Source organism: Macrococcus sp. GL_134, from assembly GCF_057834705.1.
On record NZ_CM174409.1, the window covers coordinates 1,139,294 to 1,165,130 of the forward strand.

Here is a 25,837-nt window from a genome sequence, read left to right on the forward strand (position 1 = left end):
TCAAAAATCAATGATTTGGTATTACAATGATGAACGTCGTGCCTTCTCCTATTTTACTCTCTACATCAATCGTTCCACCATGCGACTGAACGATGGTCTGAACGATGAACAACCCGAGTCCTGTGCCATGATTTCCTCTCGTTCTCGCAGCATCCACCTTATAAAATCTATCAAAGATATGCGGAAGATGTTTCTCTGAAATTCCAACGCCTGTATCACTCACCTTCAGTTCTAGACCTTCCTCAACAACATGTGCGCTGAGTGTAATAGAATCACCTTCATCGGTATAACGGATGGCATTGTCAATCAGGTTCGTCAATACTTGAATCATCTTGTCGTAGTCAAGAAGCCAGTCCAACTGCGGCGGTGCATCATAGTCCAGTGCAATACGGTTATCAAACATACTCTGCTTGAAATTATTTGATACTTTCTGGAACAATGATTCAATAGGCACAGGTTCAAGAGCCAGGTCATTCGTACCTGCGTCATATCTTGCAATATTCAGCAGTTCATTGACCATTCGATTTAAACGTCTGCTCTCATCTAATATAATATACAGAAATTCATCCCGCTCTTCTTTTGTTTCTCCGATGCCATCAAGCAGTGCCTCAGTATAGCCTTGCAGCATCTGAATAGGTGTTCTCAGTTCATGAGAGACATTGGCGATAAACCTCTTTTTCATTTCATCATTTTGAAATTCTTCCGTCATATCACGGATCAGCGCAACCGCCCCTATTTTTCCGTTAGTCTTAACCGGCGAAATGATCACGACAAAATGATGATTTTCAGGAGAAAGAGTCATCGTTTGGGTCTCTTCTAGTTCAGTCACTGATTTGAATACTGAAATCACTTCCTGCTTTTCCTGATCATTGATCAATGACAGAAATTTTTCAGCCATCGGATTACTCAGCTGATGTTCAATATCCAGCTGAAAGCTCAGTACACCATCAGCCATGGCATCAATCAGCTTGTCTCTGACATTACGCTCTGCTTCTATAGAGCTGATGTTATGACGTATTTCTTTCTCCATCTTGTTAAAAGCCACTGTAAGTTCTCCGATTTCGTCTCTCGAGTGCGTGACAAGTCTTCCCGTCTGTTCACCTCGAGCGACTTTGAAAGCTGAATCTTTCAGCAGCAGTAGCGGCTTAGTAATTTTTGTGGACAGGAAGAAAGCAAAGATAGTAGTCAGAAGGATAAGCAGTAGTGTTACCCCTGAAATGATGAGACAGATATATTGAATGGTGTCAACAATTGAATTGATGTCCTGATACAATATGATAGCGCCATTCGTGTCAAATGCCTGGGAAGGAAATCCAAGTAATATATAGCGGTGAAGAGTGTCTTGATACTCGACCGTTATCGTTTTAGTGACGTGTTTGTCCTGGTCAAATACAGGCCGGTAATCCCGATTCGTTCTTACTTCATCCACCATGATCTGCTTCAGTGGATCTTCATGGCTCGTCTTCAGTTCATCTTCACTTTTCACTATCATCAGGCCGGCAGGGTTTTCAATTAACGCCTTTGCATAGTTGAGTGAATCCTTCTGGTTATGATGACTCATGAGCACTTCTTCGATTTTAGTAGCATTCTGATACAAATTTTTGCCTGTTTCGGCGATGAAATAAGAATTAAAAAAACTGACAAGCGCAATAGATAATATAATTAAAACTGTAGTCACTATCAAAATGATAGTTAACCACAGTTTAATGACGACACTATTTAATTGGTTCATTGTTCTTTTACCTCAAACTTATAGCCGACGCCCCAGACCGTATGAATCATCTCTGCCGTACGCGGAGAGACTTTGTTGAGCTTCTCACGGAGCCGCTTAACATGTGTATCAACAGTGCGAAGATCGCCGTAAAATTCATAGTGCCATACTTCTTTCAGCAGCTGCTCACGGTCAAATACTTTATCCGGAGATTTAGCCAGAAATAACAGCAACTCATATTCTTTCGGCGTTAAGTTCACTTCTTTGTTATCTGCACTGACACGGTGGGCGTCATTGTCAATGACCAGTGAATCGAAGACAATCAAGTCTTTTGTATGATTTTCATGCTGAAAGAACAGCGTGCTTTGTGAACGTCTTAAAATAGCTTTCACTCGGAGAACTACTTCTCTTGGCGAGAAGGGTTTGACAATATAATCATCAGCCCCTATTTCAAAGCCTTCCACCCGATTATTTTCTTCACCTTTCGCAGTCAACATAATAATCGGTGTTGATTTTTTTTCACGGATCTTGCGGCAGACCGTCAAGCCGTCCATTCCGGGAAGCATAATATCCAGGAGAATGCAGTGGAAGTTACTGCCGAGTGCCAAATCGAGTGCTTGTTCTCCGTCCGCTGCTTCAACCGTTTCAAAACCTTCACGTTCAAGGTACATCTTGGCAAGTTTTCTGATTCTATCTTCATCATCAACTATGAGTATTCTTTCTTTCATATGACACATCCTTTTCTAAGCGTATGAATGTAATCCAGCAATAAGGAGATTGACAGCGATGACATTAAACAAGATGATGCCCATACCTACAACAGCGAGCCAAGCAGATTTCTTTCCTTCCCAGCCTTTTCCCAGTCTTAAATGCAGGAAGATCGCATAGAACAGGAATGTCACCAGTGCCCATACTTCTTTTGGATCCCAGCCCCAGAATCTACTCCAGGCAATCTGTGCCCAAATACTTGCAAACAATAGTCCGCCGAGTGCAAACAATGGGAATCCAATGATGACAGAACGATAGCCGATTTCATCCATCAGTGGAAGAGAGACTTTGTTTGTCAATGGCTTAACCATCGAGAAGATAGTTCTCCTTGCAATCAATCTGATGATGACAAAGAGAATGGAGCCGATAATAATTGACCAGACAACTGTCGTCAATTTTTGTGCATTGAGTACTGGCGGTACTTCAATACCTGTCATAAAGTGATCGGATTCTTTCCATTCGTTATTACCATTATGGTCGACTGGAACAGAATCTTCAAATGTAATCAATGCAGGCAGGTGATAAGTTGCTACTGCTTCATTGCCATTCTTATCAATATAGAAAAAATTATCTTCATAGTGAACGATATTTTTCATCACGATTGTCGTCATGATAAAAGCAACCACTAATACAATGAAATACATGACAACTTCAAGCCAGAACGCATCTATTGATTTTTCATTACTATCCACATAACGCAGCAAATAGATGAGCCCTGCGACAGCACTGACTGATAATATTCCATATGATAATGTCACAGTGATTACATGAATAGCCAGCCAGTTACTTTGAAGAGCTGGAATCAGCGGCGAGACATCTCTTGAGAACATGCTGGCATAGACAATGACAAGCATTGCAATAGGCAGCGAGAATAACGCAAGAATCGGTGTATGATAGATGGCATTAATGATAAGAAATCCTCCGACCATCATAATACCGAACATCGTTAAAAATTCATACATATTACTGACAGGAGCATGACCCGCTGCCATCCACCGCGTAACGAAATATACAAGCTGCATAACAAAACCAATAGCGGTCAATGTGACACCAACTCGCTCACTTCCTTTTCTCTTTGCTTTAATACTTGCTGAGAAAGGAAGAATCGCTATTAAATACAAAATAAAAGCAGCGTATAACGCCGTACTGCTTATATTCAATAAAGTATCATGATTCATGACTGTGCCTCCGATTCATCATTTTTATCTTTTACTTCCGGTAAGTGATAGGTGTTTAACATAGCGTTGATTTCCTTTTTAAGACCGAAATAATTTTTGTTGGTATGTGCTGCCAGTTTGAAAATCTCATCTTGATTAATCCATATTCTACGATGATTGATATAAGATCCTAGGAATAATCCAATCAGGAATATCGTAAAACCAGTAAACAGGATGGGCAGCGTTAAATCTTTTTTCACTGTCAAGAAGGTCATCACCTGATTGGTTGCGCTGACAAACTTAATGGAATAGTCATTGCCTTCAGTGATATCCTGCGATGAGCGTATTTTGAGCAGACTATACTCAGGCTGTTCCCCAGACTGATCCACTTCAAATACAAATGCTGGATTAATGGTGTTAGGTGTCTTCGTTGACAGTGTACCATTCGCTTCAACCTTATCAAAATCCGGTGCATAATTTCTTAAGTGAACCTTGAGCTTGTCATTGATTTTGAATTCAGGGTCAGGCGCATCAAGGTTAACGGTAAACTGCCTGCCTGTTTCTTTACCTGTGTCGTTATCAATCACTTTAAAGGTCATATCCTTTAATTGACTTTGGTCAAAACTGTTCTGATACAGCTCAAAATGATCAAACTTGAATGGATGATTCACCCGAATGCTTCCCTTTTTCAGCTCAGTCAGATCTGCCTCAGCACCAGGTATATTTTCATTGTTATTTTCAAACAATGTCAACTGCGTTTCATAATTTTTGGCGATCATATTTTTGGGAGCATCAGCTTTCTTCGATTCAGTGTTAAACTGTGCTTTTTCATCATACTGCTCAAAGATAAACTTATCATTTCTAATATAGTACTGCTTATCGGTACCCGGAATACTTTTAGTATCTCCTTCTTTCACAGCGACGGAACCATCATAATAAAATGATGGAATGAAGCGAAGCATACTACCTGCCAGTAAAATAATAAGACCTAAATGGTTGATATAAGGACCATACCGACTAATACGTCCTTTTTCTGCCAGCAGTGAATTGCCATCCATTTTCACTTTATAGCGTTTTTGCTCAAGAGAAGATTTGATGGCATCGAGGTTCTGTGTCGATTCATCTGTCAACGTCAGTCGTTGACGCTTAAGAAATGTCGGATGTTTTTTGATAGACTGATTTTTCAATGATTTGTAGAGCGGCACACCGCGGTCAATACTTGCAGCAATGATAGAGAATGCCACCAGTACCAGCAGAATTAAAAACCACCAAGATGTATATAAATTATCAAATCCAAGTTTATAATACAGATAACCGATAGACCCGTATTTCTCCTGATAGAACGTTTCCGGATCAGCATTTAACGGAATAAAGTAGCGCTGAGGTAGCAGAGAGCCCATTGCTGCTCCGATAACTGTTAAAACAAGCAGCACGACACCCGTCTTGACCGAACTGAAGAAAATCCAGATTTTATCGATCCATGTTTTATTTTTCGTTTTACTGCGTACAGCAGAGCCATCGTAACGCATGACATCTGTCGTTTTCTTCTTGTCATAATCATCATTGATTAATCGTCCGCACTTTTGACACAGCTGCGTTCCCGGAGGATTGACGTGGCCGCATATACAGACTATTTTTTGTTCTTTCATTGATAGTCCCTCACTTACGGTTTAATACTTTTCATATAATTTTCAATCATCTCACTGGTCATTTCGCCTTCGTGAATGGCAGTGATTTTACCGTCTTTATCAATGACGACAGTAGTAGGCAGAGGATCTATTCCGAATGCATCTGTCACTTCATTATTGTTATCAAACGCAATAGGAATATGGACCTCGTCTTTCAATCCTTTGAAGAACTGCTCAACCTGCTGCGGTGTATTCTTAATATGAATACCGAGCACTTCTACATTCTGCTGTTTGTATTTATCATAATTTTCACTTAATGCAGGCATCTCTTTACGACATGGTTCACACCAAGTCCCCCAGAAATTCAGAATTAATCCTTTGCCTTTGTAATCATCCAGGCTGACTGTCCTGCCATCTGTTGTCTGCAGCTGGAAGTCAGGCGCTTTGCTTCCTACTTCCGCTCCGGCATTCTTATCCTTAGTCACAGTGACAAAGACAATAAAACCGATTGCAGCGATAATAAGCAGCAGCACTACATATTGAGTGATTTTCTTTGCTTGTTTCGACATAACATACTCCTTTAAACATGATTACATCTATTATAGCACTCCATCATTTTGATTGAGTGGCAACAATGTGAATTTTAATCTTTGAACTGTGCCATTTGACGCAGCATTTTGACTTCATGCGGGGAGAGTTCCCGAGCATCTCCAGCGTTCAAACTTTTCAAAGTTAAATGACCATATTCAATACGAGATAATTTCACTACTTCATGACCAAAATGGCTGAACATTCTTCGGACTTGACGATTTCTACCTTCTGATATGGTGATTTCCACAAGCGTTGTATTCTTCTCGCGATCCTGAGATTTTACTTTGACTATGGCCGGTGCAGTTTTACCGTCTTCCAGCATGATTCCTTTTTCAAGCTGTTTAACTTCTTCTCTCAGCAGATATCCTTTAAGTTTAGCAACATATTTTTTCTTGATTTTGTATCTTGGATGCGTCATATGGTTCGCAAATTCTCCGTCATTCGTCAACAGCAGTAAGCCTGATGTTTCATAATCCAATCTACCGACAGGGAAAATACGTTCTTTTAACTGTGGAAAGAAATCAGTGACCACCGTTCTCCCTTTGTCATCAGATACACTGGTGATGACCTTCGTCGGTTTATGAAATAAAATATAGAGCTTATCCGGATTCTCTAAAGGAATTCCTTCTACTTCGATTTTGTCTGAAGGTTTTACTTTTGTCCCTAGAACTTTGACCACTTCACCGTTTACTGTCACTTTACCTTCAGTAATTAGAACTTCTGCTTTTCGGCGCGAAGTAACACCGCTCTGTGCAATGACTTTTTGTAATCTCTCATATTGTTCGTTCATGTTATTCTCCTTTATCGTTCATTGATTTGAAAAACTGTTCCATTTCATCCGCCTGATCTAAAGTACTGTCAGCTGGAAGTTCATCCAGCGATTCAATTCCGAAGACTTGAAGAAAGTAGTCAGATGTATAGAGCTGCTGGCTGCGGGAGTCTTCCTGTTTCGTCAAAATCAGCCCTTTTTCGACGAGAGTTTTGACAGGACCATCTGAATTGACACCTCTGATTGCCTCTATATCACTCCGTGTTACGGGTTGATTATAAGCGATGATTGCCAGTGTTTCCATAGAAGCCTGGGTCAGTTTACGGCCGACTTCATGAGTGACCAGCTGCTCGATATATGGATTAAGCTCAGCAACGACGCCTAAAAAGTAACGGCTGCCATATTGATTGATACGCATCACGTCTGATTCAAAAGTTTGCACCAGTTCAGCTAATTCTTTCTTCGTCATATTCAAAAGTTCACATAAGGTCTCTGCTTCTATCCCTTCGTCGCCGACTGTATAGAGTAGACCTGTCATAATATCCTGGTTAGTTAACATAGTGCCTTACCTCGTCTGATTTGAATTTCACCGAACAACCGCTCTTGCATCACTATGATTTCACCATGCTTCATCAGTTCCAGCATGGCCATGAAAATAGTGACGAGACGCTGTTTAGATTCATTGAAATCAAACAGGTCCGTAAAGTGAATGGATGACTTTTCAGTCAGTTTATTTCTGATTAAATCTGTACCTTGCTGAATCGTATAAGATTCCCTCTGATAGGTTACTTCCGGCACTTGAATTTTTTTTCTTGATTTCGCTTTTTGGTAGGCTGCCATTAAGTCGACCACCGACAGTTCAATGTCAATATTGGACGACCGCTCATAATGAGACAAGTCAGCAGGAGCTTTGACAAAAAACTGTTCCCGTTCCCGCCTTTTTTCATCGAGCAGTTCAGCATAATATTTATAGTTCTGATATTCTATCAACTGCGTCACAAGCTCTTCACGTGGATCCTCATCAAAATCTTCCTGTTGTACAGGAAGCAGCATTCTGCTCTTTATTCGGAGCAGTTCTGATGCCATGACTAAATATTCACTTTGCACATTGATATCCAACTCTTCCATGGAATTGATATAATTAAAATATTGTTCAGTTAGATGCTTCATTGAAATATCATATATATCTATTTCAAATTTTTTAATCAGATGCAGCAGCAGATCAAGTGGGCCTTGAAAAGCATCTAATTTTACTTCGTACATAAATCTACCTCACAGTCAGGAGTTTTTTTAATGAAAGCAATCATGATTGATTACTATTATCAGTTTTTACATGAACGGCATTATTTTGAATGTCATGAACTGCTGGAAGATGCCTGGAAGGCTCAGCCGCTGTTCACTAAGCAGGATATTGAAGTAGCATTTATCATGCTTGCGACCAGTCAATATCATCAGCGCCGCGGTAATATTTCAGGTGCCGCACGCTGTTTAACAAAAGCAATAGACGGGTTCATACGTCATCACAGTCAATTGAATGATTACGGGGTCGAAACGACAATCATCCCGCTACTCAAACAGCGCTTCAATCAAATTCATGAACCTTACTTACCGCTTCAGCTGCCTCTTACCTCTCAGTGCCTTAATCAGCTGACGATGACTTACCCGGGGTTTAATAGTTTCAATGAAGCAAACCGTGAATGGATTGATTTTCACCGGACGCGTGACCGCTCTGATATTATTGCAGCACGAACCAAGCGGCTAATGAGCAATAAAGACCCAGTAGATGATCCCCCACAAAAGTGCGGCGATCAGCAATGTGATTAATGTGATATATTTACTGTTCTGGTTCATCATAATCTCCTTACGCCCTTGGGTGCGTCTTTTTATAGACGTCACGAATTTGTTTTTTCGAAATGTGTGTGTATAGCTGTGTTGTGCTGATATCTGCATGGCCGAGCATTTCCTGAACGGCGCGTAAATCTGCGCCATTTTCAAGCAGATGTGTGGCAAAAGAATGCCGGAGCGTATGGGGTGTCAATTTCTTTTTGATCCCTGCTTCTTCTTTCAGCTGCTTGATGATTTTCCAGAAGCCCTGTCTTGTCATCCGCCGACCGTGAAAGTTCAGAAATAGACTATTCGTCACTTCTTTTTTCAGCATTTTCGGACGGGTATTCTTAATATAATCATCAAGAACAGTCATAGACTTTGTACCAAGCGGAATAATCCGTTCTTTACTGCCTTTACCGAAGACTCGGACGTATCCCATAATGAGGTTGATGTCATCAAGGTTCAGATTGATCAGCTCACTCACCCTCATGCCTGTTGCGTAGAGGAGTTCCAGCATCGCCTGATCCCTTCTACCGAACAGCTTAGATGTATCAGGAGCATCCAGAAAAATATCCACTTCTTCAATGGATAACACATCCGGTAGATGTTTAGCAACTTTTGGGGGTTCGAGCATCACTGTAGGATCTTTAACTGCGTATTTCTCTCGTAATGCAAATTGATGGAATCCTCTAATAGAAGCAGTATTGCGGGCAATCGTCTTCTGAGATTTATTCTCCTCTTTCAATTGTCCCAAATACAATGTAATGGTAAATCTATCTACATTATCGAGATGGCCTATTTTCTCTTTTTCAAGGAATTCAATATAACCTGTCAAATCTCGTCTGTAGGCGGCAATGGTATTCTCACTCAAACCTTTTTCTATCATAATAAAATGTAAAAATTCCTCTACTATATCACGCATATACTCACCTCTTCTTAAGTTTACCATAATCTTTTTATAAGCAAAGAAAAAACCGCATGCCTGTTGACTGCGGTTAACGATGGCATCGATGACATATTCCGTGGAATGTCAGACGATGGTCCATTATTTTAAAGTTGTAATCTCGTTCAACTTTTTGTTCAACTTCATCTAAAAGATCTTCTTCAATCTCATCTACTGCACCGCATTCCATACATACAAGATGATGATGGAAGTGCACTGCTCCTTCTTTTCTCAAGTCAAACCGAGCAACACCATCTCCGAAGTTAATCTTGTCGACTACTTTGAGTTCAGCAAGAAGCTCTAATGTCCGGTATACAGTTGCAAGCCCGATTTCAGGAGATTTTTCCTTGACTTTTAAATAGACATCTTCAGCACTGAGATGGTCTGATTCATTTTCAAGCAGTACCCTTACTGTTGCTTCTCTTTGTGGAGTCAATTTGTAGGAAGCTGCGTGCAGCTGGTCTTTAATTTTTTGAATTCGTTCCTGCATGAGTCACCTTCCCTAGCACCCTAATATATATTAATAAAATAGCAATAAACAGCTCACTTTGCAACTACTAATGATTATCTATTTAGAATTATTATAATTAAGCAGCAAGTACTGCAAGGCAAGTATCGTTTTCGCATCCTTCGCCTGACCGGAAAGCAGCAGGTGGTTGACTTCATCGACAGGAACCCACATTTCTTCAACAAATTCATCTTCATCTGCTGTCAGTTCAGTTGATGGAATCAACTGGTCCGTCACGTAGAGTGAAATCAACTCATCACAGAAACCAGGAGATACATAGAAATCATAAACATGAGTCAAATGGTCACTTGTATAACCTGTTTCTTCCTCTAATTCACGGCGCGCAGTGTCATCACGTCGTTCACCAGGTTCGACTTTACCTGCAGGAATTTCAATCAGTACTTCTTCCATTGCTTTTCGGAACTGTCTGATCAGCAGTACTTTGTCCTCATGGATAGCAAGTATCGCCACTGCTCCAGGGTGTTTGACGACTTCCCGCGTTGTTGTATGTCCGTTCGGCAGCGTGACGTTATGTTTTTGCACAGTGATGATTCTGCCGTTATAAATTTCTTCCATGCTTATTGTTCGTTCTTCAAATGTCATTGTTTTGTCCTCTTTTCACTACATGTTAAACTATAACTATCATACCACTAGGAGGGATTGCTTGTGAATTTTAGACAGACAAAAAGCGGACTGAAACTTTCTGAGATAGGTCTTGGCTGCATGAATCTGCCTCACGATTACTCATCGGCATCAAAGATCATGACTACGGCGATTGAGCAGGGCATCAATTACTTCGATACCGCTGACTTGTATCAAAAAGGCAAAAACGAAGAATTAATCGGTAGATTTCTTAAAGAAGAAGGTAGACGTGACGACGTGTTAATCGGCTCAAAAGTCGGAAATGAATTCAATTATGAAGATGATGATGTCAAATGGAATCCATCAAGAGCTCATATATTAAAAAGCGTCAAAGATAGTTTGACAAGATTAAATGTGGATTATCTCGATCTATATATGCTGCACGGGGGAACAATTGAAGATAATATGGAGGAAACCATCGATGCATTCAATACTTTAAAGCATGACGGTCTGATCAGAGCCTATGGTATCAGTTCCATCCGTCCTAATGTCATCGATTATTACTTAACACACAGTGATATCGATGTCATCATGATGCAGTTCAATATGATTGATAATCGTCCTGAAATGCTGACGGACAAAATCGCTGCGCATGATGTCAAGATTCTGGCACGCGGCCCAATCATGAAAGGACTGCTGACAGATAAATATTCTGAAGTCGCAGACAAGAAATTCAACGATGGGATTATGGATTACAGCAAGCAGGAATTAACTGAAACATTGGCTAAAGCCGCAAAAGATGCACCACTGACTGAGAGCTCTATGCGTTATCTGCTTGACCAGCCCGTGGCATCCATCATCTGTGGTGCCAGCCGCACTGAACAACTCGAAACCAATCTTGCGCATTATGAAGCTGTTAAAAATGCCGGTCCCACTACCCGACATTTCTTTAAAGATATGAATTATGAGGACCATCTATCATGAAATGGCAGACAGCAGTAACAATAACCGCTGCTGCCACTTCTTCTCTTCTTGCAGTGACAGGTATTCTCGCAAGTCATCATATACTGAATTTTAGACTGCGGGATGTAGAAGTCATCAGACAGAGAGAAATCAAGGCAAAGCGTCTCGACGAGCAGGCATATCAAGCGTTAAATCCCAAGAAAGTCAGTATTGCTTCAACAAACGGCTATCTTCTTGACGCTGAAGTCGTAAAAAAATATCCCCATAAAAAATGGATGATTTTCTGTCATGGTGTCACTGAAAATAAGATTTCCTCAATAAAATATATGAATCTATTTCTTAGTCTCGGTTTTAATACGATTATTTTTGATCATAGAAGACACGGTGCAAGCGGCGGTGTATATTCTACTTATGGTTATTACGAGAAATATGACCTTGAAGCAGTCATTCTTCATTTAAAGGAGAATTACGGGTTTGATATAGAATTCGGGGTACACGGAGAATCGATGGGTGCTGCTACGATGCTGCTCTATGCCGGAGAACTTGCGAATGAAGCGCAGTTTTACATCTCCGACTGTTCGTTCTCATCGTTTGAAAAAGAGCTCACTCATATTATTGGAATGAAGCTCAAAATCGGTTCGGGCTTTCTGCTGAAAATCGTCAACATCTTCCTCAGACTGCGCTCTAAGTTCTCTCTCTATGCTGTCTCACCGATTAAAATCGTTGAGAACATTGAACAACCGGTACTGTTTATTCATTCTAAGCCTGATACATTCATTCCTTACACGCATTCGGTTGATCTCTACAATAAGAAAAAAGGTCCGAAGATGAAATGGTATCCTGAGTACGGAAGTCATGCAGCAAGCTACAATGTCAATCCTGTGACGTATCGCAAGAAAGTCATTGAATTCCTGGATACGTATCAGCTGCTGCCTGTCAAATAACAGCATCGTGTCCGCCTAAAGCCTTAGCGGACACGTTCCATCATTCAGAGTCAAAGCTCTTCGACATAAAAGCACGTTCAAGCTGCTGTTCAATCAGTCTTGGAAAGAGATTATAAAGCGTCAAACTCATATGCATCCATCGGGGCCGGTTGATTTCTAATGTCTTAGTCAATATACCATCGATGATCTCTTGTGCTAACTGATACCTATCGATTTGAAGCTTTTTCGTCAATCCTTCGTATGTACCGCTCTCATCTGCACGACTAAAGAATGATGTCGCAATAGGTCCCGTCTGTACTGTCATCACATGCAGATCAGGATGCTCCATACGAAGTGCGTTGCTGAATGACGATAAGCCTGCTTTTGAAGCAGCATAGATAGCACTATACGGCGTTGTCACTCTCGCAGCCTGCGAGGAAATATTGACGATTGAACTATTCTCACGCAAATAAGGAATGACCATATGTGTGAGCTGCAGTGTCTGTGTCAAATTAACATTGATAATATCGTGTATGTCTTCAGGCGTATGAGACATGAACGATTTAAAGTAACCGAAGCCCGCATTATTGATCAGTCCATCAAATATCGGTTGATTGACTGTCAGCAGGTGCCGGATACGCTCAACTTCATGCGGTTCATTCAAATCTGCTTTGATAACATCGAGTCGTTCAGGATAAGCTGCCCGTAATGCTGCTAGTTTCTCCTCGCTTCGGCCGATGACCGTCACAAAAGCACCACGGCTGACCAGTTCCAAAACCATTGCTTCACCCAGCCCACTTGTGCCGCCGGTCAATAAATACCTTTTTCCTATCATGATTTCATCTCCAATGCTGATATATGGTTATGTTACACTAGTATAGACAATAATAAAATGACAGAGGTGTAAATGAATGAAAATTGTATTTTACGGCGCAGGTCATATGGCGAGTGCGATTTTTACCGGCCTGATTGAGAGCAGCGTGCTACACAGTCATGACATCTATCTGACCAACCATTCTAGTGAATCACTGTTGAAATACTATCAGGAAAAATACAATGTTAACTATAGTTATGATGATGATGACCTATTACAAGGGGCGGATTACGTCTTTCTTGCAACGAAGCCGTATGATTTTCCGGCTCTTGCAGATCGCATCAAAGGCAAAATCAGACCTGAAAATCATCTGATCTCCATTATGGCAGGACTGTCTATCCATGAAATCAAGACCATCCTTCAAACATCAAATCCTATTGCCAGAATCATGCCGAATACCAACGCCCAAGTGCAACATTCAGTGACCGGCATTACATTCTCCGATTCTTTTGATGACGCGAACAAAGAAGAAATCTATAACATACTGAATTCGTTCGGTTCCGCGCTGGAAGTTGAAGAAGAGATGCAGCATCAGGTCACAGCAGTCACAGGCAGTGGCCCGGCATTTCTATACTACGTATATGAACAGTATTTAAGTGCTGCAAAAAAGGTCGGACTTTCTGAAAAAGATGTTGATGAAGCGGTCCGACACTTAATTATAGGCACTGGACAGATGCTTGAACAAAGTGATTTAACGATGGCAGAACTACGTGAGAATGTCACCTCAAAAGGTGGCACTACAAAAGCAGGTCTTGACGCTTTAAGACAGCATCCTATCGAAGATATTTTTGTGGACTGCCTGCAGCAGGCATTGAAACGAAGTAAAGAACTATCCAATTAATACACAAAAACAGTAGACACGACGCCGTGTCTACTGTTTTTGCTTATTCGATATCATAAGTCATATAATCTTCAGTAATTTGAAAGTTAAAGTCCGGATGCTCACTCCGTATCTTTGCGGTAAGTACTTCGATTTGTTCTTTCGTGTATCGATTACTGACATGATTGATGAGAGTCATTTTGACGGCGCTTGATTCCGCAAGCTGAATCAGATCATCGATATGACTGTGAAAGTATTTGTGGCTTAAGTCATGATCGCCATCAAGATAAGTAGATTCATGGATGATCACATCTGCGTCCTGGGCAAGTACATTTTCATTGAAGGCAGGCATAGTGTCACCAAAAAATGTCACAACTTTGCCGGGTTCAGACGGCCCTTTGAAGTGAGACGTCTGCAGTTTCTGACCACCGTATTCGACGATCTCCGCTGCTTTAAACTGCTTATAGATAGGTCCCGGCTCAATGCCAAGTGCTATCAGTTTGTGCTGCAACAGACTTCCTTCCTTATCGGGAAACTGTAGACGATAACCAAAAGACGGGATACCATGATTCAGAGCACCGGCTGTTATCGTTACATCATGGACAGACAACTGGTCATCACCATCAATCTCTATCACATCAAGAGGATAATTCAAATGAGATGCTGATACTGTCAGCGTTGTCTCAATAAATAGTTTGATACCCTTCGGTCCAATGACTATCAGCGGTTTGCCTTCTCCCCCTTGAAAGCTGCGTGATGTTAATAATCCCGGCAAGCCGAAAATATGATCTCCGTGGAGATGCGTGATAAATATCGTCGTTAATTTTCCAAGTTTGATAGAAGTATTAAGAATTCGATGCTGCGCCGCTTCTCCTGCATCAAACAACCAGTATTCATTATATAAGGGATTTAAGTCAAGAACAGTCGTCTGTGTATTTCTTTCTTTTGTCGGCAGACCTGCACTTGTTCCTAAAAAAGTAATTTTCATTTCATTCACCTGCTCAATTAATCAAGTCATTATAGCATGTTTTATTTGTATTTTCAGAGATTCTATGAAAAAATGAAAAAGACTTTTAACGAATCGAGGTTACTCAGTTGGATATTGAAATACAAAACATACCATGTTTAATCACAATCTTTGGTGCAACAGGTGACTTGAGCCATAGGAAACTGTTTCCATCGCTGTTCCATCTTTATCAACAGAATAATCTTAATGAACATGTCGCAATTATCGGTGTCGGCCGCCGCGACTGGACAAATGAAAAGTTCCGCAGCGAAATTCAGGCATCTATCACTGAACATGTCAAAGATACATCACGCATCGAGGACTTTTTGACGCATGTCTTCTACCAATCTAATGATGTCAATGATCTGGCAAGTTATGATGAACTCGTCACGCTGTCTGACGAACTTGACAAGAAATTCTCACTGGAAGGTAATCGTCTCTTCTACTTGGCTATGGCACCTGAATTTTTCGGGATAGTCACAGATTCATTGAAATCAAGTGGTCTGACCAAAACTAAAGGATTCAAGCGACTTATTATCGAAAAACCGTTCGGTACAGATTTAAAGACTGCTGAAGCTTTGAACAAGCAGATCACGAAATCCTTCAAGGAAGAAGAAATTTTCCGTATCGACCATTATCTCGGCAAAGATATGGTGCAGAACATTGAAATCATCCGGTTCAGTAATGCGATGTTCGAACCTCTCTGGAACAATAAGTACATCTCAAATATACAGATTACATCTTCAGAGACTCTTGGTGTCGAAGACCGCGGCGGTTATTATGATAACTCCGGCGCTTTAAAGGATATGGTGCAAAACCACATGCTGCAAATCGTATCATTACTTGCGATGGAACCACCGATTTCTCTACAATCTGAAGATATTCGGAATGAAAAAGTTAAAGCACTTCGTTCCATCCGGCACGTCTCTGAATCGGAAGTCAAAGATTACTTTGTCCGCGGCCAGTATGACACAGGTGTCATTAACGGTGAAGAAGTTCCGAAATATCGTGATGAAGATCATGTCAACCCGATGTCGAATACACCGACATTCGTTGCTGCTAAAGTGATGATTGATAATTTCCGCTGGGCAGGTGTTCCTTTCTACATTAGAACGGGTAAACGGATGAAAGAAAAAGAAATCCGCGTCGTAGTGGAATTCAAAGAAGTACCGATGAACCTCTACTACAAGAAAGACCAGCATCTGGATTCAAACCTGCTCATCATCAACATTCAACCGAATGAAGGTCTGGAACTTCATCTGAATGCAAGAAAATACATTGAAGGTATCGATACAGAACCTGTGAAGCTATCGTATGCACTGACGACTCAAGATAAAATGAACACAGTAGATGCCTATGAAGGTCTTATCTACGACTGTTTAAGAGGCGATTCAACTAACTTCACCCACTGGGAAGAATTGAAAGCAACTTGGAGTTATGTTGATACAGTGGATAAGTATTGGAATGATAATCCTGCACCGTTCCCTAATTATCCAGCGGGTTCAAACGGTCCTATCAAAAGCCAGCTGTTACTCAGCCAGGATAACCTTCACTGGTGGGATTTTTAGTATGAACCTCTTCCACAGTGGAAGAGGTTTTTTATAGGAGAATTGCTATGAATTATGATGATTTGCTGCATATCAGTACTGAAGAAGAGCATCACCAATTTCCTGTCATTACGCATTACCATAGATATGAACCGACAGCCTATAACGACCTTGTGATGCTGGCTGAAGCCATCAGACCGCTACTTCACCATAATGAACAGCTCGTCGATTTCGGTTCCGGGTTAATGCGTGTCCCTATTTTTATGAATTATCTGCTTCCTATCCATACACTTGGAATTGAACTGAACAAAGCGTTGTATATGGACGGCATGAAAAACGTTGAATCCTATCAGCAGCACCATCAAAGTCATTACGATATCCGGTCATTAAATATCAATGTCACTGATTATCAGTTCACTGGCAGCGAATCGATACTCTTTTTCTTCAATCCTTTTTCAGCTGATATATTCAAATCAGTGCTCTATCAATTCCTTACCCACACTTCTTACAAACATAGGGTTTTAGTGATATTATATTATGCAAAGGTGGAATATATTGATGCCATCCATCAGCTGAATATCTTCAATGAAATTAAGCGGATACCACTAGCACAGTATCCAGATGATGAGAATGATATGATCATCATTTATCAGCTCGGATGAAGAATAACTAACGGAAGTGTGATTTAATGGAAGCATTAAAAATGGTCCAGCAGGTCATCGTCTATCTTGAAGACCATCTGCTGGACACAGTTAACTTAGATGAGATGGCAGATTATATCGGTGTCACCGCCTATCATCTTAATCAGACATTCACTATGATCTGCGGCATGAACACGACTGAATATGTGCACCGAAGAAGATTATCTGAAGCGGCGCTTGATCTTATACATGGTGAACGTAGACTGCTTGATGTAGCGAGTGATTACGGCTACAAAGATGCCCATAGCTTTTCTGCTGACTTCAGTGATTATCATGGGATATCACCCGTACTTGCAAGAACCAGCAAAGATTCTTTGAAACTCTTTAACAGACTATATGTCAAATATGGTGTCACAGATCAGCCGCCGCTGTCATTCAGCATCCAGGATTTCCATGAAGCCAGACTGGCCGGCTACCGAGTATTCATTCCTAATGAAGCACTTTATAACCATTTCTTAATCGCTGACCTGTTATATGATGCTGACCAAACAGGCCAGTTGGATGAACTGAAGAAACTGACTACAGCTCACCTGTTCTATGTTTCTGTCCATCCATCGAATGAAGGTATTGAAGTATTTTACGGCGTTCCTTTTGACGGGAGTACAACGCTTGAGATTGAATACATTAAGGCTTCAAAAGCAGCTGTATTCCGCGAACAAGGGCACATTGATTTCCTCTATAATCAAGTATGGCAGTCCATTGAACAGCAGATTGCTGTGACACTGGATTATAAGAAAAATGACTATTACCTTTCCCTATTACCGCTGAATCTTGATTTTGACAGTGATTATACTAAGATGACCTTTGTGCTGCCTATTCAGTGACAATGAATTTCATCATGACAAAAGGACTTAAATCAGAGTGATTTAAGTCCTTTTGTTTGATAGATAAAATTTTAAAAATTCTTTTTACTTCCAATCAGTATGGAAGATACCTTCTTTATCTTTTCGTTCATAAGTATGGGCACCGAAGTAATCACGCTGCGCTTGAATTAAGTTAGCAGGCAGGTCTTCAGCGCGATAGCTATCGAAGTAAGAGATGGCAGCTGCAAACGATGGAACTGGGAATCCTGCTTCGATTGCAGTCCCAGTCACTTTACGTAAAGACCCGTTGTATTTAGAGACGATGTCTTTAAAGTAAGGGTCAAGCAGCAAGTTCTGCAGGTCAGCATTGTTGTCGTAAGCATCTTTAATTTTTTGCAGGAACTGTGCACGGATGATACAGCCTTCACGCCAGATCATAGCGAGATCACCTAACTGGAGATTCCAGTTGTTAGACTCACTCGCCACTTTCATCTGACTGAATCCTTGTGCATAACTGCAGATTTTACTCATATATAATGCCTGACGAATCTGCTCAAGAAACTCTGTTTTATCACCTTGAAACGAATATTCATGACCAACAAATTCTTTTGCAGCGATTTGACGTTCATCTTTTTGAGCTGAAATAAAACGTGCAAATACTGATTCAGTAATGATTGTAAGTGGAATACCTAATTCAAGGGCATTGATAGATGTCCACTTTCCTGTGCCTTTTTGACCGGCTTTGTCCATCACTTTCTCAACAAGCGGTGTACCGTCATCATCTAGCTTGCGGAAGATATCTGCTGTAATCTCGATCAAGTAAGAGTCAAGTTCCCCTTGATTCCATTCATCGAATGTATCAGCAATTTCATGATGATCCATTTTAAGGACATTTTTCATTAAGTCATAGCTCTCTGCAATCAACTGCATGTCCGCATACTCAATACCGTTATGGACCATTTTTACATAGTGACCCGCACCATCAGGACCAATATAAGTCACACATGGTTTACCGTCAGTTGCTTTAGCTGAAATGTCTTCTAATATCGGCTTCACTAATTCATAAGCTTCCTTCTGCCCGCCAGGCATAATGGATGGACCATGCAAAGCACCTTCTTCACCACCAGAAACACCAGTACCGATGAAGTTCAGACCTTTTTCAGACAAGTATTTGTTACGACGGATCGTATCAAGGTAATTCGTATTACCCCCGTCGATTAAGATGTCTCCTTCATCAAGAAGTGGGATCAAGCTTTCAATCGTATGATCAGTTGCTTCACCTGCTTTGACCATCATCAAAATTCTTCTCGGCACTTCGAGGCTCGTTACAAACTCTTCAAGAGAATATGTCGGGAAGATGTTTTTACCTTCAGATTCCTGAACCATTTCATCTGTTTTTTGAGGAGAACGGTTGAAAACTGCTACTGAATATCCTCTTGATTCAATATTCCAAGCCAGATTCTTACCCATTACGGCAAGACCGACGACACCGATTTGCTGTTTAGTCATGTACATACCTCTTTCCTAGTAATTTACTCAATCATTATAACATAGTAGAAGGGCGGTCACTAAAAAGAAAGACTGCCTGCACCCTTTGTTGAATAAAAAAAGAATGGCTGTTCATCCATTCTTCTTAAAGCAGATCATTAAACGAGCTTGATGATTTCCAGCACTTGAGAAGTCAGTTTTTCAAGCTGGTCAATCGGCATTCTTTCATTTTTAGTATGAATTTCCTCGTAGCCAACAGCAAGGACGATTGTCGGCACTCCTAGACCATTGAAAATATTAGCATCACTGCCCCCGCCACTATGGATCAGTTCAGGTGTAATTCCGATATTCTCAGCAGCCTGTTTTGCAATTTGTACTACTTTGGAATCTTCAGCAGCATTAAAACAAGGATAAGCAGGAATGATATTGACATCAGCTTTCCCGCCCATTTCTTCTGCTGTCCGTTCAAATGTTTCCTTCATATGCGCCACTTGCTTATCCAGCTTTTCCTGATTGATACTTCTTGCTTCACTAAGCAGATAGCAGCTATCCGCTACGATGTTAGTGACCGTGCCACCTTCAAAACGTCCAATATTGGCAGTCGTTTCTTCATCAATACGACCTAGTGTCATACGACTTACAGCTTTTGCTGCAATATTGATCGCGCTGATTCCTTTTTCAGGAGCAACCCCGGCGTGTGCAGTGACACCGCTGATGACTGTTTCGACTTTTGCCTGAGAGGGTGCAGCAGTGACAATAGTTCCCACTGTATTGCCTGAATCAAGCGCATAACCGAATTCTGACGTTAAGTATTTCTTGTCGAATGCTTTAGCTCCGACGAGCTGACTTTCCTCACCTACGGAAATGACAAATTGAAGATTACCATGTGATAATTCGTCTTCTTGAATGACCCGGATTGCTTCGATCATTGTCGCTATACCCGCTTTATCATCCGCCCCTAAAATAGTTGTCCCGTCACTTGAAATGATTCCGTCTTTAATGACAGGCTGAATGTTCTGACCTGGAGTCACTGTATCCATATGGCAGGAGAAATAAATAGGTGTCTGCTCCATATTACCTGTCATATTGATAATCAAGTTACCTGCACCGAATCCTGTCTTCTCTTGACTGTCATCTTCTATCACTTCAAGTCCAAGACCTGAAAATAATCCTTTTAAGTGGTCTGCAATGGCTCTTTCATGACCGGTTTCACTATCAATCTTAACAAGTTCGACAAAAGTATCTACTAATCGCTGCTGGTTAATCATGTGTTCACTCCTCAATTATATTTGAATTTGCTATAATGTAACAAAACAAGAAAGGATGACATGACTTGAATAACAAACGTTTCAGACAAATATTTATCTATTTGATGTTGATTGCTATTGTCGCATCATTGATTCTCTCAAGTTTAATCCCATTACTCGCAAACTAAGTCTACTTCATCGTAGACTTTTTTTAATACTTTTTCAAAGAACCAAACTTGGATTTGACGTTCAAATATGATTCTATTTCCTTGATGAGCTGCATCGCTGCTGCTCTAGACTTAAGCTGTTCATAATTACTAGGCAGATCGTGATTTTCCATATCCAGACTGATTTCATATAAATCATGGAGACGTATAGCTGTATAGTCATTGCTTGAAACGCCGCGACTCATAGCTGCTAGTATATCACTGCATCGATTATGGATTTTATCCGCCTGATTCATTTCATTGATCAATTCAGCCATACGATAGAGCAGTTCAACCTGCTCACCTCTCATATCAAAATAATGATAATAGGAATTTTCATTTCGTACAAAGTGATTTTCTACATCCATAAAGGCGATGGATTTAGCTTTTTCAATCGTCTCGTTCAACAGATCAAGGACGTCTGGTTCTAGTTTAATATCGATATATTTAATCGCGTCACTGAATTGACCGAGTATTTGCTGAAAATCGCCTTCAATCCTTTTTTTGTACTGTTCAAGCTCCTGTTCCCGGTTCGGCATATAACTGTTCAGCAGCAGAGCAATACCGACACCGATTACTAACAAGATCATTTCGTTCAGCATCAAAGCAGGCGTTACATGGCCTGAGTTAAAGCAGTGCAGCATAATGACGCATGCGGTCACTACACCTTCTTGTGTGCCGATCATGACCGTGACCGGAATAAAGAACAGTACAAGTAGTCCAAGGACCACAGCGTTATATCCAAGATACTCGAAAAAGACATATGAGAACAAGATAGCAATCATACATGAAACAACACGCGACATCGCGGCTTCCATGGATTTAATCTTTGTATTTTTGACACACAGTACAACAATAATCGCTGCAGATGAAAAATTTTCAAGACCAAGCAGCTTTGCAATCAACACACCAAGTGCCATTCCAACTGCCGTCTTTATCGTTCTGTAGCCGATGCGATAAGTTTTTAAAGAAAAATTCAGCATAAATGAAAATAAAGCCGGGGGAAATCCCCAGGCTTATCTCTCCTCCCCGTATTCTTCAAATAGGGCTTGGATATTAGTTATCACACTCATCGGGTCGTGTCCTTCGATTTCGTGACGTTCAATCATTGTCACAATCTTGCCGTCTTTGACTAAAGCAAACGACGGACTTGATGGTGGATAACCTTCAAAGTAATCTCGTGCTTTCGCCGTTGCTTCTTTGTCCTGTCCTGCAAATACAGTGACCAGGCGGTCTGGTAATTTATCATAATGCAATGCATGAGCCGCTGCAGGGCGTGCAATACCACCGGCACACCCGCATACCGAGTTGACCATGACAAACGTTGTTCCTGGCTGTTCAAGCGTTGCTTCTACTTCTTCAGCTGTACGAAGCTGTTGATATCCTGCACTTTCGATTTCTTGACGTGCCGTATCTACAACTTGATTCATATACAGATTAAAATCCATTTCCATTACTAACACCTCTTCATATAGTCATATTATCATATTACATAATTCAACATGAATAATCTAGAGAGTTGTTTGATTAATAGATAGAAGTATGGTCAACCGTCATCTGTTCAAGATTAGCTTTGACGCGCTGCAGAAATTGCCCTGCCACAAGCCCGTCCAGAATTCTATGATCGATCGACAGACAGAGATTACACATATCACGAACCGCAATCATGCCGTCAATGATGACCGGACGTTTGACAATGGTCTCAACTTGAAGGATAGCAGCCTGTGGATGATTGATAATTCCCATTGACTGAACAGAACCGAAAGAACCGGTATTGTTCAGTGTGAATGTTCCGCCCTGCATATCGGCACTGCTGAGCTGATGGCTGCGTCCTTTGTCAGCGAGTTCGCTGATCCGCTTCGCGATTCCTTTAATGGACAGATCATCGGCATGATGAATGACTGGAACATACAGTTTATCGTCACTTGCGACAGCAATCGATAAATTAATATCTTGATTGATAACTATTTGATCATCTTGCCATGAACTGTTCAGCATCGGAAATTCTTTTAATGCTTCTGCCACTGCCTTGGCGAAGAAGCTGAAGAATGTCAGATTGTAACCTTCCTGCTGCTTGAACTGGTTTTTATGCTTGTTGCGCGTTTTAACGAGCTCAGTGACATCGACTTCAATCATCATCCAGGCATGAGGAATTTCTGTGACACTTTGCACCATTTTATTCGCAATCGCACGTCTCACACCGTTGACAGGAATGGTTTCGCCTGCAGTAGGTGCCGGTTTTGCAGCCGGTACGGATGAGGATGCAGAAACAGCAGCTGCCGCTTGTTCAGGCGCCTTGCTTTGTTCACTTGATATCGGTGCTTCAGGCATACTGTTCTCTATCGCATTCATGATATCTTTCTTTGTGACGCGCCCTTCAAATCCTGTTCCAGTGACTTGCGCAAGATCGATACCATGTTCACTGGCAAGCTTGAAGACGACCGGCGAAAACTTGCCGTTGTTCTTCTGCCCAGCAGGCTGTGCGGCAGGCTTCACTGACTCTTTCACTTCTGTTGATGCTTTCGTTTCAGCCGATGCCGGCGCTTCACTGCCGGACGCTTCCTCATCGGTCGCAATACGGCAGATGACTGTCCCGATATCGACAGTCTCTCCTGCTTCAACAACTATCTCACTGATGGTACCAGTCACTACAGAGGGCACTTCAGCAGTCACTTTATCTGTAATGACTTCACAAAGCGGTTCATATTCATTGATTGTATCGCCCACTTTAACGAGCCAGTTTTCAATCGTTCCTTCATGTACACTTTCACCTAATTTAGGCATTGTAATATCCATGATTAACCTCCATTAAAAGTTTGCAAGCTCGCGCATTGCAGTCTCTATTTTCTCAGGATTCACCATGAAAAAATCTTCCATCGGTGGTGAATAAGGCATGGCTGGTACATCCGGACCTGCCAGTCGTTTGATCGGCGCGTCCAAGTCAAACAGACAGTTCTCAGCGATGATTGCTGACACTTCACTCATAATGCTGCCTTCCAGATTATCTTCTGTGACGAGCAGCACTTTTCCTGTTTTCTTAGCGGCATTGATGACATATTCTTTATCGATCGGATAGACGGTTCTCAAATCAACCACTTCAGTTTCTATACCTTCAGCTGCCAGCTTTTCAGCTGCCTGTAGTGCATAATTGACGCACAGACCGTAAGTGATGACTGTGATGTCATCACCTTCACGTTTAGAGTCTGCCTTGCCGATCGGTACGATGTAATCTTCTTCAGGAATTTCCTGCTTCAATAACCGATATGCTTTTTTGTGTTCAAAATAAAGTACAGGATCATCATCTCGTATAGCAGCTTTTAATAGTCCTTTTGCATCATAAGGAGTGGACGGAATCACCACTTTAAGTCCTGGTGTTGATGCAAAAATCGTCTCGATGGACTGTGAGTGATACAGCGCTCCGTGAATACCGCCGCCAAAAGGTGCGCGAATCGTGAGTGGACAATTCCAGTCATTGTTAGAACGATATCTGATTTTTGCTGCCTCATTCAGAATCTGATTGGTAGCTGGTAAAATATATTCTGCAAACTGTATCTCTGCAACAGGCCGCTTACCCACCATAGCAGCGCCGATAGATGCTCCGACAATATTTGATTCTGCTAATGGTGCGTCAATGCTTCTATACTCGCCGTATTTCTCCTGGAGTCCTTTCGTAACGCCGAAGACACCGCCTTTTTTACCGACATCTTCGCCGATGACAAATACATTGCTGTCGCGTTCCATTTCTTCAGCCATCGCCTGATGAATCGCTTCTAAATAAGATATTTTAGCCATGATTAACCTCCATAAACATGAAGCAGTGCTTCTTCCGGTGCCGGATAAGGGGCCTGCTCTGCTTTTTTCGTTGCATCGTTGACGATTGCTGTGAGTTCTTTGTCAATGTCTTCAAACCACGCCTCGTCAGCTGCCTTATGTTCCATCATATAGGCTTTAAATCTGATGTTACAATCCAATTCTTTATTGGACGCCCGCTCTTCTTTAGAACGGTAACTGTCATCGTCGTCAGAAGAATGCGCAGTCAGTCGTGTTGACATCGCTTCGATCAACGTCGCACCTTCACCGTTCAGTGCACGTTCTCTTGCCTCTTTGACAGCTTTGTAGACAGCTACTGGATCATTCCCATCAATATGTTCACCGTGCATGCCGTAACCGAGTGCACGGTCCGATAATTTATCCGCACCATATTGCAGTGTATGCGGCACACTGATTGCATATTTATTGTTTTCAATGATACAGATGAAAGGAAGATCATGTACCCCTGCAAAGTTTAATCCTTCATGAAAATCACCTTGGTTACTTGATCCTTCTCCAAGCGTTGTCAGTGCAACCTTCTTCTTATCATCCATTTTAAATGCAAGCGCTGCGCCGACTGCATGCAGCACTTGTGTGGCTACACATGAACCCTGCGATAAAATGCCGCATGATTTTTTACTGAAATGTGACGGCATCTGCTTGCCACCGCTTGAAATATCACCGGATTTTGCAAAAGCAGACAGCATCGTTTCTTCAGGTGTCATCCCCATATGTGTGACGAGCGCAAGGTCACGGTAGTACGGAGAAGTGATATCTCCTTGTTCGAGTGCGTAGGCAGCGCCAACTTGTGTGGCTTCCTGTCCTTGACAGCTGATAACGAACGGCAGCTTTCCTGCACGGTTCAACAACCACATCCGTTCATCAAGTTTTCTACCGAGCAGCATCGAACGGTACATAGCTTTTAAGTCATCCGTCGTCAACCCCGCCGCTTTATAATCCATCAT

General features: G+C 41.5%; 27 protein-coding genes and 1 pseudogene. 8 read left to right on the plus strand and 20 right to left on the minus strand.

Features of this window, described 5'->3' with window-relative positions; translation table 11 throughout:
* Window positions 1–7: 7 nt before the first annotated feature.
* The 8 genes and pseudogenes from AC3IPL_RS05820 to AC3IPL_RS05855 form a co-directional block, all read right to left on the minus strand.
* Window positions 8–1,732, minus strand: a complete 1,725-nt coding sequence (locus AC3IPL_RS05820) for an ATP-binding protein (RefSeq protein WP_489239719.1) — start codon at window positions 1,730–1,732, stop codon at window positions 8–10.
* A pseudogene (locus tag AC3IPL_RS05825) lies at window positions 1,716–2,439 on the minus strand (response regulator transcription factor). Before AC3IPL_RS05825 ends, AC3IPL_RS05820 begins: the two are co-directional and overlap by 17 nt.
* Window positions 2,440–2,454: 15 nt before the next feature.
* Window positions 2,455–3,657 (minus strand): c-type cytochrome biogenesis protein CcsB, encoded by a 1,203-nt coding sequence (gene ccsB, locus AC3IPL_RS05830; RefSeq protein WP_489239721.1) that lies wholly within the window; start codon window positions 3,655–3,657, stop codon window positions 2,455–2,457.
* Window positions 3,654–5,285: a cytochrome c biogenesis protein ResB gene (gene resB / locus AC3IPL_RS05835; RefSeq protein WP_489239723.1), complete on the minus strand. Its 1,632-nt coding sequence runs from the start codon at window positions 5,283–5,285 to the stop codon at window positions 3,654–3,656. The genes ccsB and resB overlap by 4 nt, the downstream gene beginning before the upstream one ends.
* A gap of 14 nt (window positions 5,286–5,299) precedes the next feature.
* The gene (resA, locus tag AC3IPL_RS05840; RefSeq protein ID WP_489239725.1) at window positions 5,300–5,833 is read right to left on the minus strand and encodes a thiol-disulfide oxidoreductase ResA; all 534 of its coding nucleotides are present in this window, start codon (window positions 5,831–5,833) and stop codon (window positions 5,300–5,302) included.
* A gap of 74 nt (window positions 5,834–5,907) precedes the next feature.
* Complete coding sequence (locus tag AC3IPL_RS05845) at window positions 5,908–6,645, minus strand: pseudouridine synthase (protein ID WP_489239727.1); 738 nt, start codon at window positions 6,643–6,645, stop codon at window positions 5,908–5,910.
* Window position 6,646: 1 nt separating this feature from the next.
* On the minus strand, window positions 6,647–7,183 hold the full coding sequence (gene scpB, locus AC3IPL_RS05850) for an SMC-Scp complex subunit ScpB (RefSeq protein WP_489239729.1): 537 nt from the start codon (window positions 7,181–7,183) through the stop codon (window positions 6,647–6,649).
* Complete coding sequence (locus AC3IPL_RS05855) at window positions 7,177–7,887, minus strand: segregation and condensation protein A (protein WP_489239731.1); 711 nt, start codon at window positions 7,885–7,887, stop codon at window positions 7,177–7,179. The genes scpB and AC3IPL_RS05855 overlap by 7 nt, the downstream gene beginning before the upstream one ends.
* A 30-nt stretch (window positions 7,888–7,917) precedes the next feature.
* Here AC3IPL_RS05855 and AC3IPL_RS05860 point away from each other — a divergent pair, with 30 nt between their 5' ends.
* Window positions 7,918–8,448, plus strand: coding sequence for a DUF309 domain-containing protein (locus AC3IPL_RS05860; RefSeq protein WP_489239734.1), 531 nt, complete (start codon window positions 7,918–7,920; stop codon window positions 8,446–8,448).
* A 37-nt stretch (window positions 8,449–8,485) separates the two neighbouring features.
* Here AC3IPL_RS05860 and xerD read toward each other — a convergent pair whose 3' ends face one another.
* The 3 genes from xerD to AC3IPL_RS05875 form a co-directional block, all read right to left on the minus strand.
* The gene (gene xerD / locus AC3IPL_RS05865) at window positions 8,486–9,373 is read right to left on the minus strand and encodes a site-specific tyrosine recombinase XerD (RefSeq protein WP_489239736.1); all 888 of its coding nucleotides are present in this window, start codon (window positions 9,371–9,373) and stop codon (window positions 8,486–8,488) included.
* Between the two features lie 73 nt (window positions 9,374–9,446).
* Window positions 9,447–9,884: a ferric iron uptake transcriptional regulator gene (gene fur / locus AC3IPL_RS05870; protein WP_489239738.1), complete on the minus strand. Its 438-nt coding sequence runs from the start codon at window positions 9,882–9,884 to the stop codon at window positions 9,447–9,449.
* A gap of 78 nt (window positions 9,885–9,962) precedes the next feature.
* Window positions 9,963–10,505, minus strand: a complete 543-nt coding sequence (locus AC3IPL_RS05875; protein WP_489239739.1) for an NUDIX hydrolase — start codon at window positions 10,503–10,505, stop codon at window positions 9,963–9,965.
* 63 nt (window positions 10,506–10,568) lie between these two features.
* On the opposite strand from AC3IPL_RS05875, the gene AC3IPL_RS05880 reads away from it, so the two are divergent.
* A complete protein-coding gene (locus AC3IPL_RS05880; RefSeq protein WP_489239741.1) occupies window positions 10,569–11,468 on the plus strand; it encodes an aldo/keto reductase in 900 nt (299 codons plus the stop codon).
* Entirely contained in the window at window positions 11,465–12,391 is a 927-nt protein-coding gene (locus tag AC3IPL_RS05885) for an alpha/beta hydrolase (RefSeq protein WP_489239742.1), read from the plus strand. Before AC3IPL_RS05880 ends, AC3IPL_RS05885 begins: the two co-directional genes overlap by 4 nt.
* A gap of 40 nt (window positions 12,392–12,431) precedes the next feature.
* Here AC3IPL_RS05885 and AC3IPL_RS05890 read toward each other — a convergent pair whose 3' ends face one another.
* Window positions 12,432–13,205 carry an SDR family NAD(P)-dependent oxidoreductase gene (locus AC3IPL_RS05890; protein WP_489239745.1) on the minus strand — a complete coding sequence of 258 codons (774 nt, stop codon included), beginning with the start codon at window positions 13,203–13,205 and terminating at the stop codon, window positions 12,432–12,434.
* A 76-nt stretch (window positions 13,206–13,281) separates the two neighbouring features.
* Here AC3IPL_RS05890 and proC point away from each other — a divergent pair, with 76 nt between their 5' ends.
* Entirely contained in the window at window positions 13,282–14,085 is an 804-nt protein-coding gene (gene proC / locus AC3IPL_RS05895) for a pyrroline-5-carboxylate reductase (protein ID WP_489239746.1), read from the plus strand.
* 43 nt (window positions 14,086–14,128) lie between these two features.
* On the opposite strand, the gene rnz is transcribed toward proC, so the two are convergent.
* Window positions 14,129–15,052, minus strand: a complete 924-nt coding sequence (gene rnz, locus AC3IPL_RS05900) for a ribonuclease Z (RefSeq protein ID WP_489239748.1) — start codon at window positions 15,050–15,052, stop codon at window positions 14,129–14,131.
* A 107-nt stretch (window positions 15,053–15,159) separates the two neighbouring features.
* Here rnz and zwf point away from each other — a divergent pair, with 107 nt between their 5' ends.
* Genes zwf through AC3IPL_RS05915 form a run of 3 tightly spaced genes read left to right on the plus strand, consistent with a single transcriptional unit; the run spans window position 15,160 to window position 18,142 of the window.
* Window positions 15,160–16,638, plus strand: coding sequence for a glucose-6-phosphate dehydrogenase (gene zwf / locus AC3IPL_RS05905; protein WP_489239750.1), 1,479 nt, complete (start codon window positions 15,160–15,162; stop codon window positions 16,636–16,638).
* A gap of 47 nt (window positions 16,639–16,685) precedes the next feature.
* The gene (locus AC3IPL_RS05910; protein WP_489239752.1) at window positions 16,686–17,279 is read left to right on the plus strand and encodes a hypothetical protein; all 594 of its coding nucleotides are present in this window, start codon (window positions 16,686–16,688) and stop codon (window positions 17,277–17,279) included.
* A 26-nt stretch (window positions 17,280–17,305) separates the two neighbouring features.
* A complete protein-coding gene (locus AC3IPL_RS05915) occupies window positions 17,306–18,142 on the plus strand; it encodes a helix-turn-helix domain-containing protein (RefSeq protein WP_489239753.1) in 837 nt (278 codons plus the stop codon).
* A gap of 84 nt (window positions 18,143–18,226) precedes the next feature.
* Here the strand turns inward: AC3IPL_RS05915 and gndA are convergent, their stop codons facing one another.
* Both gndA and AC3IPL_RS05925 read right to left on the minus strand, forming a co-directional pair.
* Window positions 18,227–19,630: an NADP-dependent phosphogluconate dehydrogenase gene (gene gndA / locus AC3IPL_RS05920; RefSeq protein ID WP_489239755.1), complete on the minus strand. Its 1,404-nt coding sequence runs from the start codon at window positions 19,628–19,630 to the stop codon at window positions 18,227–18,229.
* 137 nt (window positions 19,631–19,767) lie between these two features.
* The gene (locus AC3IPL_RS05925) at window positions 19,768–20,877 is read right to left on the minus strand and encodes a M20/M25/M40 family metallo-hydrolase (protein ID WP_489239757.1); all 1,110 of its coding nucleotides are present in this window, start codon (window positions 20,875–20,877) and stop codon (window positions 19,768–19,770) included.
* Between the two features lie 65 nt (window positions 20,878–20,942).
* Here AC3IPL_RS05925 and prli42 point away from each other — a divergent pair, with 65 nt between their 5' ends.
* Window positions 20,943–21,044, plus strand: coding sequence for a stressosome-associated protein Prli42 (prli42, locus tag AC3IPL_RS05930; protein ID WP_149458611.1), 102 nt, complete (start codon window positions 20,943–20,945; stop codon window positions 21,042–21,044).
* A 23-nt stretch (window positions 21,045–21,067) separates the two neighbouring features.
* Here the strand turns inward: prli42 and AC3IPL_RS05935 are convergent, their stop codons facing one another.
* The 5 genes from AC3IPL_RS05935 to AC3IPL_RS05955 form a co-directional block, all read right to left on the minus strand.
* On the minus strand, window positions 21,068–22,045 hold the full coding sequence (locus AC3IPL_RS05935; RefSeq protein WP_489239760.1) for an aromatic acid exporter family protein: 978 nt from the start codon (window positions 22,043–22,045) through the stop codon (window positions 21,068–21,070).
* Window positions 22,046–22,078: 33 nt separating this feature from the next.
* Entirely contained in the window at window positions 22,079–22,516 is a 438-nt protein-coding gene (locus AC3IPL_RS05940) for a BrxA/BrxB family bacilliredoxin (protein WP_489239762.1), read from the minus strand.
* A gap of 73 nt (window positions 22,517–22,589) precedes the next feature.
* A complete protein-coding gene (locus AC3IPL_RS05945) occupies window positions 22,590–23,858 on the minus strand; it encodes a dihydrolipoamide acetyltransferase family protein (RefSeq protein WP_489239763.1) in 1,269 nt (422 codons plus the stop codon).
* Window positions 23,859–23,870: 12 nt separating this feature from the next.
* Window positions 23,871–24,854, minus strand: coding sequence for an alpha-ketoacid dehydrogenase subunit beta (locus AC3IPL_RS05950; protein WP_489239765.1), 984 nt, complete (start codon window positions 24,852–24,854; stop codon window positions 23,871–23,873).
* Between the two features lie 2 nt (window positions 24,855–24,856).
* Window positions 24,857–25,837, minus strand: a complete 981-nt coding sequence (locus AC3IPL_RS05955; RefSeq protein ID WP_489239768.1) for a thiamine pyrophosphate-dependent dehydrogenase E1 component subunit alpha — start codon at window positions 25,835–25,837, stop codon at window positions 24,857–24,859.

Coding starts and splice junctions, on each gene's coding strand:
- AC3IPL_RS05820 (WP_489239719.1), bottom strand. CDS start 1,732: ATGAACCAATTAAATAGTGTCGTCATTAAACTGTGGTTAACTATCATT.
- ccsB (WP_489239721.1), bottom strand. CDS start 3,657: ATGAATCATGATACTTTATTGAATATAAGCAGTACGGCGTTATACGCT.
- resB (WP_489239723.1), bottom strand. CDS start 5,285: ATGAAAGAACAAAAAATAGTCTGTATATGCGGCCACGTCAATCCTCCG.
- resA (WP_489239725.1), bottom strand. CDS start 5,833: ATGTCGAAACAAGCAAAGAAAATCACTCAATATGTAGTGCTGCTGCTT.
- AC3IPL_RS05845 (WP_489239727.1), bottom strand. CDS start 6,645: ATGAACGAACAATATGAGAGATTACAAAAAGTCATTGCACAGAGCGGT.
- scpB (WP_489239729.1), bottom strand. CDS start 7,183: ATGTTAACTAACCAGGATATTATGACAGGTCTACTCTATACAGTCGGC.
- AC3IPL_RS05855 (WP_489239731.1), bottom strand. CDS start 7,887: ATGTACGAAGTAAAATTAGATGCTTTTCAAGGCCCACTTGATCTGCTG.
- AC3IPL_RS05860 (WP_489239734.1), top strand. CDS start 7,918: ATGAAAGCAATCATGATTGATTACTATTATCAGTTTTTACATGAACGG.
- xerD (WP_489239736.1), bottom strand. CDS start 9,373: ATGCGTGATATAGTAGAGGAATTTTTACATTTTATTATGATAGAAAAA.
- fur (WP_489239738.1), bottom strand. CDS start 9,884: ATGCAGGAACGAATTCAAAAAATTAAAGACCAGCTGCACGCAGCTTCC.
- AC3IPL_RS05875 (WP_489239739.1), bottom strand. CDS start 10,505: ATGACATTTGAAGAACGAACAATAAGCATGGAAGAAATTTATAACGGC.
- AC3IPL_RS05885 (WP_489239742.1), top strand. CDS start 11,465: ATGAAATGGCAGACAGCAGTAACAATAACCGCTGCTGCCACTTCTTCT.
- AC3IPL_RS05890 (WP_489239745.1), bottom strand. CDS start 13,205: ATGATAGGAAAAAGGTATTTATTGACCGGCGGCACAAGTGGGCTGGGT.
- proC (WP_489239746.1), top strand. CDS start 13,282: ATGAAAATTGTATTTTACGGCGCAGGTCATATGGCGAGTGCGATTTTT.
- rnz (WP_489239748.1), bottom strand. CDS start 15,052: ATGAAAATTACTTTTTTAGGAACAAGTGCAGGTCTGCCGACAAAAGAA.
- AC3IPL_RS05910 (WP_489239752.1), top strand. CDS start 16,686: ATGAATTATGATGATTTGCTGCATATCAGTACTGAAGAAGAGCATCAC.
- AC3IPL_RS05915 (WP_489239753.1), top strand. CDS start 17,306: ATGGAAGCATTAAAAATGGTCCAGCAGGTCATCGTCTATCTTGAAGAC.
- gndA (WP_489239755.1), bottom strand. CDS start 19,630: ATGACTAAACAGCAAATCGGTGTCGTCGGTCTTGCCGTAATGGGTAAG.
- AC3IPL_RS05925 (WP_489239757.1), bottom strand. CDS start 20,877: ATGATTAACCAGCAGCGATTAGTAGATACTTTTGTCGAACTTGTTAAG.
- AC3IPL_RS05935 (WP_489239760.1), bottom strand. CDS start 22,045: ATGCTGAATTTTTCTTTAAAAACTTATCGCATCGGCTACAGAACGATA.
- AC3IPL_RS05940 (WP_489239762.1), bottom strand. CDS start 22,516: ATGGAAATGGATTTTAATCTGTATATGAATCAAGTTGTAGATACGGCA.
- AC3IPL_RS05945 (WP_489239763.1), bottom strand. CDS start 23,858: ATGGATATTACAATGCCTAAATTAGGTGAAAGTGTACATGAAGGAACG.
- AC3IPL_RS05950 (WP_489239765.1), bottom strand. CDS start 24,854: ATGGCTAAAATATCTTATTTAGAAGCGATTCATCAGGCGATGGCTGAA.
- AC3IPL_RS05955 (WP_489239768.1), bottom strand. CDS start 25,837: ATGATGGATTATAAAGCGGCGGGGTTGACGACGGATGACTTAAAAGCT.